Source organism: Peribacillus deserti, from assembly GCF_002863585.1.
GTDB classification, from domain to species: Bacteria; Bacillota; Bacilli; order Bacillales; family DSM-1321; genus Paraperibacillus; species Paraperibacillus deserti_A.
Genome location: NZ_PGUY01000021.1, coordinates 83,848 through 96,501, shown reverse-complemented (window position 1 = coordinate 96,501; position 12,654 = coordinate 83,848). Strand labels below are relative to the sequence as shown.

Below are 12,654 nucleotides of genomic sequence, written 5' to 3'. Positions count from 1 at the left end.
TTCGGGATTTCTCCCTTGACCCGCAGGAGCCCCACCCCGTCCGCTTTAATCATTATAAAGCTTAAAGCAACAATAGATTTTTCACCCATAATTTAAATTAATGAGCAAGAATCAAGATGCCCTATGTGGATGTTTTTAGTAAAATCGAAGTAAGATGTTCAAATACTGCTAGACTTGGAGGTGTTACTATGTATACAGGAATTTTTAAGTCTCCTATTGGGCTGCTAAAAATTGAAGCAGATAACAATGCCATTTTATCCATTCGTTTCTCAAATACAGACATACCAGAAGAAGTTCAACATTCAAACCATCCAATAATAGTCGAAGCCATAACTCAAATGGCTGAATACTTTACCGGCAATAGAATTTCTTTTTCTCTCCCTCTAGACATAAATGGCACTGCTTTTCAGAAAAAGGTATGGCAACAAGTTAGTACGATTAAATTTGGAAAAACGCGGACCTACAGTGACATTGCATATGAAACGGGGAGTGAAAAAGCCGTGCGGGCGGTTGGGAACGCAAATAGTAAGAATAAGTTCCTGATCATCATTCCCTGCCACCGTGTGGTTGGCTCACGCGGACAGCTCACAGGTTATTCCGATGGACTATGGCGCAAAGAATGGCTTTTAAACCATGAAAAGAAGCTGGCTGCACAAACAAAACCCAATCATCTGTCTGATCGGGCTGGTGTTATTTACTGAAGACATCCGAAACCAGATTGCTGAATTCTCTTAAATAATACAAGTAGTTTCCGGCGCCATAATTATAGCGTTTGTTGTACATCTTTGCGACGACCACGTTATACTCAGGAATTACTAATATGGTGGGTCCGGTTACCCCTAAAATTTGATAAGAGCCCTTTGGCACTCTGCTTCCAAGTTCACTTCTTGCTGCAGGGGCAGCTTGAACATACCAGAACAAACCGTTATAAGGAAGATCTGAATTTTTATAGTGAGGACTTTGTACGGTTGTGGCAAGCCGAATAACTTCATTAGGTACAATCTGTATGCCATTTATACGCCCTTGGTTCAAATGAAGATTCCCCCAATAAGCAAATTCTCTCGCTGATACGTGAAGATTTGATTGGGAACCGTCCTTACTATCACCCAGCTTATGGGTTCCAGCTTCGGCCGGGTCTACGATAACCTTTACCAGCTCATCAGCTTCCTCTGTATGCCAGCCGGTCTGATTCCAGCCTGATGGTATAAAAACTCTTTCTGAAAGCAGTTCAGGAAAGTTTTTCCCATACAGCTTATTAATGAGACGAGTTATGGCCCATACATTTATTCCTCTGTATGCCCAGTTTTCACCAGGCGCAAATTCTCTAAATATGGTGCCATCCTCTGTTACATGCAGTCCATGGGAATGGCTGATAAAATGGCGGATCGTGCTTTTCCCCAGTAAATAAGGATCAATATCCTCTATATAATCTGCAGCATAATCATCAAGGCTGTTAATTTTCCTTTCGTATAAGGCATATGCCACCGCCAGCCCAAGATAGGATTTTCTGGCCGATGCAATGTTAAATTGTGATTCAGCCGTGACACGCCTGGAAGGAGCGGTATTAGAATGAAAGCCGCTGTAGTGTTCCAGAATTAACTGATTATCCTTCATTATAACCAAACCTGCAGCGGAACTTTGATTTCGTTCTTTAATCTCTTCAACCCAGTGAATGAGTGGTTCTAGATTATATCTCAAATGTGGACCCTCCCGTTTACTTATAATTCGTCAAAATTCATGGTTTCCCTTCAAACTTCTGTGTAAAATCGCAGAGATTCGGAAAACTAAGTCTGGTGTGAACTTTCACCCTACTAACTTCGATGGAGGGATATAACCATGAATGTTCGTGAAGGCTTAATTCCTACCGCTTTAGGCACTGCCGTAACTGCCGCTGGTTATACAATGAAACAAATGCAGGGCTCCAATAAAATGATTGCAAACACGGTCTTCGGATTTGGTCTAGCCCACGTGGTGCTTGGAGTCATTGACCTTGTTGAACATCGACGTTAGTAAGTAAAAAGGAGCACTCTCTTGTGCTCCTTTTTCATGCAAAAAACCCCTTTATACCAGGTACAAAGGGGTTTTTTGCATTTATGCTGATAGTTGTTTCTTTCCAGTGACTCCTGAAAGGATTCCGGCGCCTATTGCCTGAATCACTGTTTTCACAATGACCTGGCCAAGAATAGCTGCCGGCACAGCTTCCCATGGTAAAAATCCTGCTCCGAACGGGCTAAGCCCGATAACCACAAAGATAGCGGAATCAAGGATCCCCCCTACCAAACCGCTGTAAAATACTCGCCAGCTCATCGGCAGATTTAATCTTGTATATATTTCGGTATCAGTCGTTTCTGAAACTGCAAACGAAATCGCAGATGCAAGCACGATCAGCAGGGTATCACCCAATAAGTACGATACTACAGCGGACAAAATAAGTGCCGCAGCAATGGTCAGGTATGTTTTGGATCTTCCAAATTTATTTTGGACAAGGTCCCGCAGGATAAAGGTCGCTCCAATAAGGAACGTTCCCATCGGAACAATGAAAGCCCCAAATGTTAATGGAGCAAAAGATGCAGTCACCACGTTGGCTGCAACAATCGCAAGTAAATATAAGGGTATTCGAATCATAATTTCTCCTTATTAAACTCCTCTTTTATTGCCCCATACTAAGGCATGGAGCTGAGGAAGTACTTTTACATTTTTAAGTTCATTGTCATTCATAACAGCATCGATTAACCTCTCGTATTTATTCAGTAAATGAGTGATTAACAACGAATTGTCTTCTGTGGCTGTTTCATCATTTCCGACCTGCATAAAGAATGGAATCTGTGGATACCTTTGATGGATTCCTTTAGCATACTCGTAGTCTTCTTGATTAAACACAACCACTTTCAAACTTACATTTCCCGAAAAATCATGACTGCTAAGCCTTGCAATCACATCATCAAGAATGGAAAAGTTTGTAATCATCTTAGAGCTTGGCGGCTTAGGTGAGATCGTCAGCTCATCGATTTCCATCATCCAGTCCTGCCATTTTGACCCTTGAGTTTCAAGACCTATTTGAATCTGGTTTTGTTTAAAAAGGGTGATCACATCTTCCATATTTTTAAGGAGTGCCGGATTCCCTCCAGAGATCGTTACAAAGGAAAAACCTTCTCCGCTTAATTCTTTAAGTTTTTCCCAAATTTCCTGCGGCTCCATCTGGGTGATCAAGTGCCTGCCGGTTCCGTCCCAGGTAAAAGAGGAGTCACACCATGAACACGAATAATCACAGCCGGCTGTCCTAACAAACATCGTTTTCTGTCCAACAACCATTCCTTCACCCTGAATGGTCGGTCCAAAAATTTCCATAACAGGAATCTTACCCAAGCTCCATCCACTCCCGTCTTGCTTCTGCAAAGCTTGTTTGCGTTTCATACAAACGCACGAATTCGACTCTGGCACCATCGTATTGTTCTTTACGGTTTCCCAGGGCGTCTTTCATCTTCTCATAAATCCAGGCCACCATATTTTCTGCAGTCGTATTCATTGACGGAAGAGTTTCATTGATATAGCGGTGATCCAGGAAAATTTCTATTTCATTTTTCCATATTTCCTTAATATCCCCAAAGTCGATCAGAAGGCCTCGTTCGTCCAAATAGCCGCTGATTCCAAAGATAACTTTGTAAGTATGCCCATGAAGGTTCTTGCATTTTCCTTCATAATGATGAAGATGATGTGCAGCGTCAAATGTGAATTCTTTACTCACCATTACTCTCTTTGAATGATATTTAAGCTGTTCCAGCTTGATATCTTCATGGAGTTTTTGAAGTTTATCAACAATACGGAAACCGTACATCTACAACACTCCCTTTTCGGCCAGATATTGATTAAGCCCATTTTGCCGTAAATGACAGGCAGGGCATTCACCACAGCCGTCGGCAATGATTCCGTTATAGCATGTCAGTGTTTTTTCCCGGACAAAATCAAAAGCGTTAAGATTATCTGCCATTTCCCACGTTTCTGCTTTATTCAGCCACATTAAAGGAGTATGGATCACCAGGTTTTCATCCATTGACAGATTAAGAGTAACATTAAGCGATTTAATAAAGATGTCCCGGCAATCCGGATACCCGCTGAAGTCCGTTTCACAAACACCGGTAACAATATGTTTTGCTCCAATTCCCCTTGCCAAAATTCCGGCAAATGAAAGGAATAGCAGATTTCTACCGGGTACAAATGTGCTGGGGAGTTCTCCATCTTTTCCGTCGCTGACAGGAATATCGGCTCTTGTTAAAGCATTTGGAGCCAGCTGATTTAAAAGCGACATATCAAGGATATGATGCCTTACATTCAGTTCTTCCGTTATGGCTTTAGCACAATCAATTTCAAGTTTGTGCCTCTGGTTATAGTCAAACGTTACAGCCTCTACTTCCTCAAATTGCTCCAAAGCCCAGAATAAACAGGTAGTACTGTCCTGTCCCCCGCTAAATACAACAACCGCTTTATCTCTTTTCATACGAACTCTCCTTCTAAACGAAAAAACAGTGCAGCTAAAGAAAAGCAGCACTGTTTTTCCTTAGTTTTTTAAAGAGGGTAGCTAAGAACCTCTCCCGTACGGTCTTAATGTAAAAAACACCGTCCGGTTTTTATTTTTTTTAAGTCAACTTAAATATAATAACATAACTTTATAAAAACGAAAGAGTTTTTTATCATATGCAGCTGTGACGTGTCCTTATTCTGGTCAGATTACAAAAAAATGCTGTGAACGGAGCTTTTCAAAACAATCTATGTAAAGACAATTCATGGCTGTAATAACACGCGGAAATGTTTATAAGTCTGATGATGACAGCTATCTACCTAAAGGTCTAAAAAATGAGCATTCTGCATAGTAAAGAGTGCTCTTAGTAGGAGAAATACGGATGTTATGTATGGCGGTATCATGTTCCAGCTTAAAGAGATAGCTAGGCTATAAACCATATTGAAAACAGTACTGATTTTGCTTATTACACGTGAAATAAAACAGTTTTTTTATAAAAACCATCCATATAGAGTGATTATTTTCTGAAACTCGCTTAGAAAAGGGATAAATGGCAGCATTCATACTAGATTAGAAGATTTTAAGTCTCGTGCTCAGTGCTTATGCTTACCTTTAAGGTATTTATGCTTATGTTTTAAAATTTTATGCTTTAGTTTTAGAATTTTATGCTTATCTTTAACAGGTTTATGCTTATCACATGTAAACCTATGCGTATGCTTCCTGTCTTTTGCTTAAGAAAAACCTTATATGCTTAAAGAACAGTCTTTATGATTATTAGTTAATTGATATGTGTGAGAATGCTTTTATGATAGCCACAACCAGTATGCTTAAAAATTACCTTTTTGATATTGCAACAGCCTGTTTGCCTTTAAACAGTCTATTTGATTATCCGATTTGCTTATTAACTGCCACTATATCGAACGACAACTGCATGCATAGGTTCCCTCTCGACCCATACTTTCATTAACATGGAACTTTTACGAGTCCTTCCTAAAGAAAGAATAACTTTATACAAACATGAATACTGTATCCTGATTTTAACTATCACGAATTGGACATAATTGTTAATGAGGTGACAGCATGAAAAAGAAAGTAATAATCATACTCTCAATAAGCTTTATGGTATTTATGACTGGACTATTCATCTATTTTCTAGTAAAAGATGACACATCAAAATGGCAGGTAGGGCTGGGCGGAATTATTGTGAGCGGTCTGCCGTTATTATTACTTTTTCTGAGAAATAATCCATTTAATATTCCGGAAATCATTGGCTACTATGTTTTTATTTTCTGCTCTACATTTTTGGGATCAATTGTAAAATTTTATGTATATGTTAGGTGGTGGGACACTACTCTTCATCTTTATAAAGGACTTTTTATGGGTGTGATTGCGATAACGCTCATTAAGGTACTGATCACGAAAGAGGCCCTCGAAAGGACCTCACGCTTCCTGATCTTCCTTTTTGTCCTTTCCCTTGCTATAGTAGCAAGCGTTGTTTGGGAAATTTATGAGTTCTTCGGTGACCTTTACTATACTGAAACTATGCAGCGGGGCGGAAATAAGGATACCATGTACGATTTACTCGCTGGTTTTGCCGGAGCCTTGATCATAGCTTCATATGCAGGATTTAGAAAGCAAAAATTTTGACATGACGAGGTGAACCATGAGCAGGAAACTTATTATAACAGCAAGCATGATTTATGTTTTATTCATGGCTGTGCTGTGCTTATATTTTTATTCTTCCGGACAACAATTTAGAGCCTCAGTGGCAATCGGAGGTATAGTATGCGGAGCTGTCCCCTTGCTGCTTGCTTTGTTTACCAAGCTGACTTTTAACGTTCCGCTAACGTTCAGTTACTTAATTTTTCTGGTTGCCTCTCAATATTTAGGTTCCATCAGAGGCTGGTACGGACTTGGCTGGTGGGATACATTTCTCCATGCACTTAGTGGTGCCCTTTTAGGATTCACTTCCATTGCGTTATATGAAAGGCTTGCCTATAGAAGTGCCGGACGCGGGATCTCTCCATGGTTCGTATTCCTGTTTACCTTCTCTTTTGCTGTTCTCGGCGGTGTGCTTTGGGAATTCTATGAGTTTGCTTCAGATCAGTTCTTTAATATGACCCTTCAGGGAGGAGGAAACAAAGACACAATGACTGACCTCATCTCAGACAGCCTGGGCGGCCTTGCTGTCGCTGTCTGGGCTGGAATGAGAACAGGGTTCAAACAGAGGAATGACCACACTTAATAATTAATTAACAGCAGGTGATGCTGGATAAAGTCAAACAGTTGGCTGGTTTCCAGTGTTCTTATGATTGTGTTTTCGTAAGTGCTGAGTTTTGTTGATTGGCTCTTTTCTAAAAGATTTTAATAAGTTCTGTGAACCAATACTATTGTTAAACAGGTTGTTTGGAACGTATGGTGCGAGACTCCTTGATTCAGCTCAAAGCTTTAGACCCTTCGAGCCATAAGCCAATCCGTCCATGAGAAGAAAACCAGTTCTCATATTGGCTTATGCTTTTCAGGTCTCTGCCTTCCCTAAACTTTCGTGTTGATAAATGACAAGCTTATCATTAGAGTTCTTAAACAATGATAATGGGGAAGGCCCGCGGGTCTAGCCATTGCTATTAAAAGGCAAAATCGGCCTTTCTCTGCCGCGCGTCATATGACGGGCTAACGCTCGGGTGCACAGGAGGGGCCACTGGACGTGGCGGTTCGAGCATGGTAAGGGCGTCTAAGCTTCTGTCTTCGCTGTCGTTTGCGAATCAGCAAGTCTTCTTAATCAGGTGTCTGTTTTACTTCATAACTAGGCTGCTACCATCCACGGCTTGCTCCCCCTCCGCCTGAAGAGCCGCCTCCACCGCTTCGGGGACCTCCTCCTCCGCCCCCTCTTGAGAAAATAGACAGCAGGAAAAAGGTAAGTGTTCCTCCAAAAAACACAAAATCCAGAATGATAAGACCCACAACCAGCAGGATTACAAGCCAGGTTGGAATGGACCCTCCATCTTCCTGCTGCGGAGTTTCAGATCTTTCACTGCCATCTCCTGAGACAGCATTCGCAATAGCTCCATACGTTTTCATGACAGCGATATTTGACTGATCTGCCTGCAGACTTGGAATGGCATTTTCATCAATGATTCTGCCGGCTCTTCCATCAGGAATCACGCCTTCAAGCCCATACCCGACTTCGATCCTTATTTTCTTTTCTTTCATTGCTAATAGCAACAGTACGCCATTATCTTCTTTCTCAGTTCCAAGGCCATACTCACGGTAGGCTCTATTTGCATAATCTTCTATGGCTTCGTCTCCGATGGAGTTCACTGTTAATACTGCAATTTGATTGGAAGTATGATCCTCCACTGTCCGTCCTAATTGGATTAACTGTGCTTCTTCATTGGGATTTAAAACATTTGCACGATCCTGGACATATATATCGCCGGCAGCCCGCGGAATGGGATCCGCGCCAGCCGCCTCAGCTCTGCCGCATATCAGTACAACAAACATTGATATGATGAGAAAGACAGAGCTTTTTCTGCCGCCCATTTTACTTTCCTCCAAAATCGACCGCAGGAGCCTGTCCGGACCTTGGGTCAGCCTTGAAATACTCTTTCTGGTCAAAACCGGTTATCCCCGCTACAAGCGCTCCTGGAAACCGTTTTACTTTTTTATTATAAGAAGCCACTTGATCATTATAATCGCGGCGTGCTACTGAAATGCGATTTTCTGTACCATATAGATACGATTATTGGCGAAACTCTAGTCGTAACTACCAAACCTTAACTTGTACCTTGATATATATGATTTAGGTATCCATACCTTTTATGACCAATAATGTAATTGTTGGACAAAAAGGAATTTAATAAAGTAAAATGATATAGAGAATAAAGGTTCTTGGTTTTAATAGGGGACATAGCCTCGGTCCGAGGTAGGACTCCGGAGAAACGAAGTTTCGAGGACCTTAAAAATTATATACATATACTTTAAAATGGTAGTGCCTCTGTTAATAGATGCCGGGGTTAACAATAAAATTAAATAAAATGAACAGACAGTCTATAGATTAAGGTGGGTGTACATGGAACTCTCTAATTACAAATTTGTTGCTAGAGAAACAGAATTTAATGAGATAGTGCAAGGGAAAATGAGAAATATAAAAGCAGTTACGATTGGTGTTTTAGAAAAAACTACAGGGATTATTTACCCTCATCCTGTTACTGATTTTATAAAATCACAATATGGAGATACAGGTGGTACGATTAACAGTCAAAGTGCTCCTGCTAGTCTTATATGTAGATTTTTAAACTTTTGCATTCAAAAGATTGATGATGGAGATGCTGAATTTCATGACTTGAACCATATAGGATTGTCAGCTTTAGAAAGAAAACACGCCAGCAAATTCATTACAACAAAGACATTTGAAGGTCTTCAACCTAGTTCTATTAATCAATATGATACCTATCTTACACAATTTTATATTTATTTAAAAAAGGCTAACTTAATAGATGAAGAGTTTCCAATAGAAGGTAAGAAAAATTCTAAAGGAGAAATTATTCATAAATCTATCTTTAAGGGAGTTCCAAAATTAAATACAAAATATCCCTCAAGAGATACTACAAGAGAAAGACCTATGAAGCTTAAGGATTTTGGAGAAGAAAGAGCAGCTTTAACTGCTAGATTGATTCAAGTGGCAATGGATAAGGCTCCTGAAATTGCACTTGGCATTTGCTTTCAATTCTACGGAGGTCTTAGAAGAGGTGAAGTCGTTAATTTAGATAGAAGTTCATTAATTGTCACCCGCGGAGAATCCATGGAAGTACAAATAAAGGACAATCGAAGACGCTTTTTCTCTCGCCTTAGCGATACTAAAAGAGAAAATCCTAAAAGATTAAACTATTTAAAGTTACATATGGCTAGACAAACAATTCTTGATAACGATTTAGTTTGGGATATTTACGACAAACATATAAAAAAGTTAAACTCTTTGCTTAAAAAAGACAAAATAAAAAAACCTTCTGCACTATTCGTAGACGAAAATGGCTATCCAATGTCGGGGCTAGTTTACGATAAACGTTTTAATAAAGTGAAAGAGGCATTTCTAAAATCCCTAATTGGTCATAAAGATTACGAACAAATAGAATCCACGTTTTGGTTATCTCATGCAGGAAGAGGAATTTTCACAAACATGCTTATTGATTTAGGATTTTCAGTCACCCAATTAGCCATTGCTCGTGGCGACACTAACATTAACTCAGCCATGGCTTATATTGATGAAGTTCTTTCTAATGAACAGATGAAAGAAGCTATCAATGAATTAAAGAAATACCCTATTCAAGACCTTGGAGTAATTGATTACAAACATGTACAAAAGTGGAAGAAATTAAATCCTGCGTTGAAAAGGAGAAGTTAAAGTTATGGAACACGGATGGATAACAAAATATGAAGTTGTTCACTCAGGTAAATATAAAAAAATAGCAAAAACGTATAAAGGGTTTAAGCCATGGGTTGAACAAGGTTTAATCTCAACAAAAGAAGGAACCGGAAAAACCAGCGGAAGCATTACTTACTTTAAGGAAAGTGATTTAAACGACGTTTTACGACTAATTGATTTACTTGAAATTTGGTATGTGCGTGATATTGAAGCTATGAAAATGATTGGAATGGCAGCCACTCTACGTCTAAAGAATATTCCTATGCTCAAAGACTTTTGTGATTCCGAAGGAATTGATTATAAATACTATGAAAAAGGTATTTTGAACACATATCTTTATGTTAATAAAACTCAACTAAATGAATTTCTTGATACTCATATTAAAAGTGCTGATGTTTATAAAAAGTACAACATCGACCTTGAAAGAATATATTCTCTTGAAAAAAAGTATGACATTGGAAGAGTTTCAATAAATGACTCTCTAGTCTTTTTTAATCTTGATGATGCCAATAAATACTTCACTATACCAGAACTAGATATATCGAATTTTTATAGCTTACAGGAAGTCCAATCCTTGTTGAACATGAAAAGATTTGATTTAGAAGCCATGAGAAAAGAAGGGCTCCTCAAACATGTCATCATTAAAGCAAAAACCTACTACAGTAAGCAAGATATTGAACAAATATTAAAGGAAATAGAAAAAATTAAAGAAACCTTTTGTACTGCAAAAACACTTAGGAAAATCCTTAATATTAAGTACACCCCGGAGCACTTTGTTCCCTCCCCTACTAATTTTCTGGAAAGAAAAATACTAGATGGTCAAAGTAGTAATAAATACTTATTGAAAGATGTCTATAAATTTAAACAAGAGAAAGAAATAAACGAAATGTATATCGAAATTTTAAATGATACTTCTGACCTTGTTTCCGCTTATCGAACAATTCTAAAACTGAAAAAAATCACTTTCTCAGATAAAAGCCTTTACACTCAAAATGATTGGCAAAATTTCTCAGAAACTAAGTTAATGTTAACTAATGGCTCCAGAGCTCATCAAAAAACTATGGTGTCGCACCTGGTTGACTGTACGTCATACCTAGTCGAATTAACACAAACAAAAGAACTTTATTCTCTTTCATCTAATGATATTAACTTAAAATTATTCACCAAATTAGTACCTATTGCGAAACAATGCACTCTTTATTCATTCCTTCTAGAGTTTCATGGAAAAACAAATGACCTGTTAAAAAAAAATAAACAAAATACAAATATTTTTAAGTTAGATAGGGTCATCAATCCGTATAAATATGAGAAAGCTGAAAAAACTAAAGAAACATATTCATACGAGGAATATAAAGATTTGTATGAATATGGACAATCAATGAATCACAAAATTCCAGCTATTAAGGATGCAGAAGAAATAATATTGAAAACGGGAAATGGAAAATATTATGCATCATCATGGTTATATGTCTTAACCCACATAGGAAATGCCTGGAGGCATGGAGATGTTATGTGGGTGCCTTTGCTAGATTTAGAACCTATTGGTGTATCTTCCCTAGAACAGTTAAAAATGCAAGATTTAACAATGGCACAAGCAAATGCAATTGTGAATCAAATTAAACAAAAAGACCTTGCGGTTGAAAAAACAGGAGCAACAAATAGATTTAACTGTCCAGATGATTTGATTTTGCCCTTTGCAACTGCGGCTGTAATTTGTTCGCTGATTGTTAAAGAAACGAGAGGAATTATAATTGATAAAGGTGGTACTAAAAACCAAAGGATTATAGATTTTGGCATATCTGATAACAGTAATTTCCCTAAAAAAGCACAAAATGCTTTTTTCAAGGACTTTAAGATAAAGAACTTCGAATTCAGGAGTATGAAATTGAATAGAACGGTATTAACTCTCATGTACACTATATTGGTAAAAAAAGGACGTGGGAGTGCAGCTTTGAAGTTGGCGCAACGATTAAGAGCTCATGAGAACTTTGAAACAACTAATATCTACCTTGTTATTCCACAGGAGGAACTTGACGAGTTATGTGAAGGTCTTTTTAACAGAAAACCTTTTGGTTATATAACTGACCTACTAGCGACAACATTGCTTGGAGAAAGTGAAATCAGAGATGAAAGAACGAGAGACATAGTTGCTTTAAATTCAATATTTGGTGGTGTACACCATATTCAAGCAACCACTGGATTTATCAATCAACACATTGCTGATAAACAAAAAGTGGCGGAAAAAATTTTCAACATGGGACTTAATGAGGTTACAGGTTTAATGTTTGATTTGAAAGTTAATGCCCTTCCAGGAAAGGAAGAAGAATTCCAGTGCTTATTTTCACCTGAATGTAGACGACCGGAATTAGAATCTTGTAAAGATTGCCCTTTTTCAGTTCCTAATTTTTATGCGATTTCATCTGTAACTGAAGGTGTCAAAGACTCAATTTGGAAGTTTTTCGACGAATTCGAACCAGATACTTTCGAAGGAGAGAAAACTCGCCTCCTGAATGCATTATATAGGGATTTAGATATTCTTGAACAAGCTATGCAAACATTCGGAGAATCAGAGGTATTGAACTTTTTTCCAGGTGGAAAAGAAGAATACGACCAGTTACTAGATTTATTAGATGAAGTTCAATCAAAAACTGGAGAAGAATTAGAAACATTAGAAAAAACATATCTAACTTATAAACCTATTTATTTAACATAGGAG

Annotated in this window: 12 protein-coding genes, 1 pseudogene and 1 riboswitch; of the genes and pseudogenes, 6 read left to right on the top strand and 7 right to left on the bottom strand. The window is 38.3% G+C overall.

Annotation, left to right across the window (positions count from 1 at the left end; all coding sequences use genetic code 11):
* The first annotated feature begins 188 nt into the window (after nucleotides 1-188).
* The gene (locus CUU66_RS07630) at nucleotides 189-701 is read left to right on the top strand and encodes a methylated-DNA--[protein]-cysteine S-methyltransferase (RefSeq protein ID WP_101641083.1); all 513 of its coding nucleotides are present in this window, start codon (nucleotides 189-191) and stop codon (nucleotides 699-701) included.
* Here the strand turns inward: CUU66_RS07630 and CUU66_RS07625 are convergent.
* Nucleotides 691-1,698 carry a serine hydrolase domain-containing protein gene (locus CUU66_RS07625; RefSeq protein ID WP_101641082.1) on the bottom strand — a complete coding sequence of 336 codons (1,008 nt, stop codon included), beginning with the start codon at nucleotides 1,696-1,698 and terminating at the stop codon, nucleotides 691-693. The genes CUU66_RS07630 and CUU66_RS07625 overlap by 11 nt on opposite strands.
* Before the next feature lie 138 nt (nucleotides 1,699-1,836).
* Here CUU66_RS07625 and CUU66_RS07620 point away from each other — a divergent pair, with 138 nt between their 5' ends.
* Nucleotides 1,837-2,010 carry an asparagine synthase gene (locus CUU66_RS07620; RefSeq protein ID WP_101641081.1) on the top strand — a complete coding sequence of 58 codons (174 nt, stop codon included), beginning with the start codon at nucleotides 1,837-1,839 and terminating at the stop codon, nucleotides 2,008-2,010.
* Nucleotides 2,011-2,091: 81 nt separating this feature from the next.
* On the opposite strand, the gene CUU66_RS07615 is transcribed toward CUU66_RS07620, so the two are convergent.
* From CUU66_RS07615 to queC, 4 genes are read right to left on the bottom strand one after another with little or no spacing between them, the layout of a single operon-like run.
* Complete coding sequence (locus tag CUU66_RS07615) at nucleotides 2,092-2,622, bottom strand: VUT family protein (RefSeq protein WP_101641108.1); 531 nt, start codon at nucleotides 2,620-2,622, stop codon at nucleotides 2,092-2,094.
* Nucleotides 2,623-2,637: 15 nt separating this feature from the next.
* Nucleotides 2,638-3,366 (bottom strand): 7-carboxy-7-deazaguanine synthase QueE, encoded by a 729-nt coding sequence (queE, locus tag CUU66_RS07610; RefSeq protein ID WP_101641080.1) that lies wholly within the window; start codon nucleotides 3,364-3,366, stop codon nucleotides 2,638-2,640.
* Complete coding sequence (queD, locus tag CUU66_RS07605; protein ID WP_101641079.1) at nucleotides 3,359-3,835, bottom strand: 6-carboxytetrahydropterin synthase QueD; 477 nt, start codon at nucleotides 3,833-3,835, stop codon at nucleotides 3,359-3,361. The genes queE and queD overlap by 8 nt, the downstream gene beginning before the upstream one ends.
* On the bottom strand, nucleotides 3,836-4,495 hold the full coding sequence (gene queC, locus CUU66_RS07600; protein ID WP_101641078.1) for a 7-cyano-7-deazaguanine synthase QueC: 660 nt from the start codon (nucleotides 4,493-4,495) through the stop codon (nucleotides 3,836-3,838). It abuts the gene before it with no gap.
* Between the two features lie 54 nt (nucleotides 4,496-4,549).
* A riboswitch (PreQ1 riboswitch) is annotated at nucleotides 4,550-4,593 on the bottom strand.
* Between the two features lie 1,003 nt (nucleotides 4,594-5,596).
* Between queC and CUU66_RS07595 the strand changes: the two genes are divergently transcribed.
* The gene (locus CUU66_RS07595; protein ID WP_101641077.1) at nucleotides 5,597-6,163 is read left to right on the top strand and encodes a membrane-spanning protein; all 567 of its coding nucleotides are present in this window, start codon (nucleotides 5,597-5,599) and stop codon (nucleotides 6,161-6,163) included.
* Nucleotides 6,164-6,179: 16 nt separating this feature from the next.
* On the top strand, nucleotides 6,180-6,761 hold the full coding sequence (locus CUU66_RS07590) for a hypothetical protein (protein WP_101641076.1): 582 nt from the start codon (nucleotides 6,180-6,182) through the stop codon (nucleotides 6,759-6,761).
* A 566-nt stretch (nucleotides 6,762-7,327) separates the two neighbouring features.
* Here CUU66_RS07590 and CUU66_RS07585 read toward each other — a convergent pair.
* Together CUU66_RS07585 and CUU66_RS07580 are read right to left on the bottom strand one after the other, a co-directional pair.
* On the bottom strand, nucleotides 7,328-8,056 hold the full coding sequence (locus CUU66_RS07585) for a TPM domain-containing protein (protein ID WP_101641075.1): 729 nt from the start codon (nucleotides 8,054-8,056) through the stop codon (nucleotides 7,328-7,330).
* A 1-nt stretch (nucleotide 8,057) separates the two neighbouring features.
* Nucleotides 8,058-8,249, bottom strand: a pseudogene (locus CUU66_RS07580) (LemA family protein); the annotation flags it as partial.
* Nucleotides 8,250-8,585: 336 nt separating this feature from the next.
* Here CUU66_RS07580 and CUU66_RS07575 point away from each other — a divergent pair.
* Together CUU66_RS07575 and CUU66_RS07570 are read left to right on the top strand one after the other, a co-directional pair.
* Nucleotides 8,586-9,917, top strand: coding sequence for a hypothetical protein (locus CUU66_RS07575; protein WP_101641073.1), 1,332 nt, complete (start codon nucleotides 8,586-8,588; stop codon nucleotides 9,915-9,917).
* Between the two features lie 4 nt (nucleotides 9,918-9,921).
* Nucleotides 9,922-12,651: a helix-turn-helix domain-containing protein gene (locus CUU66_RS07570; RefSeq protein WP_101641072.1), complete on the top strand. Its 2,730-nt coding sequence runs from the start codon at nucleotides 9,922-9,924 to the stop codon at nucleotides 12,649-12,651.
* The last annotated feature ends 3 nt before the right edge of the window (nucleotides 12,652-12,654 follow it).

Excerpts from the sequence above, each read along its gene's own strand:
- CUU66_RS07620 (WP_101641081.1), top strand. The coding sequence starts at position 1,837 with ATGAATGTTCGTGAAGGCTTAATTCCTACCGCTTTAGGCACTGCCGTA.
- CUU66_RS07570 (WP_101641072.1), top strand. The coding sequence starts at position 9,922 with ATGGAACACGGATGGATAACAAAATATGAAGTTGTTCACTCAGGTAAA.
- CUU66_RS07595 (WP_101641077.1), top strand. The coding sequence starts at position 5,597 with ATGAAAAAGAAAGTAATAATCATACTCTCAATAAGCTTTATGGTATTT.
- queD (WP_101641079.1), bottom strand. The coding sequence starts at position 3,835 with ATGTACGGTTTCCGTATTGTTGATAAACTTCAAAAACTCCATGAAGAT.
- CUU66_RS07575 (WP_101641073.1), top strand. The coding sequence starts at position 8,586 with ATGGAACTCTCTAATTACAAATTTGTTGCTAGAGAAACAGAATTTAAT.
- queC (WP_101641078.1), bottom strand. The coding sequence starts at position 4,495 with ATGAAAAGAGATAAAGCGGTTGTTGTATTTAGCGGGGGACAGGACAGT.
- CUU66_RS07585 (WP_101641075.1), bottom strand. The coding sequence starts at position 8,056 with ATGGGCGGCAGAAAAAGCTCTGTCTTTCTCATCATATCAATGTTTGTT.
- CUU66_RS07630 (WP_101641083.1), top strand. The coding sequence starts at position 189 with ATGTATACAGGAATTTTTAAGTCTCCTATTGGGCTGCTAAAAATTGAA.
- CUU66_RS07590 (WP_101641076.1), top strand. The coding sequence starts at position 6,180 with ATGAGCAGGAAACTTATTATAACAGCAAGCATGATTTATGTTTTATTC.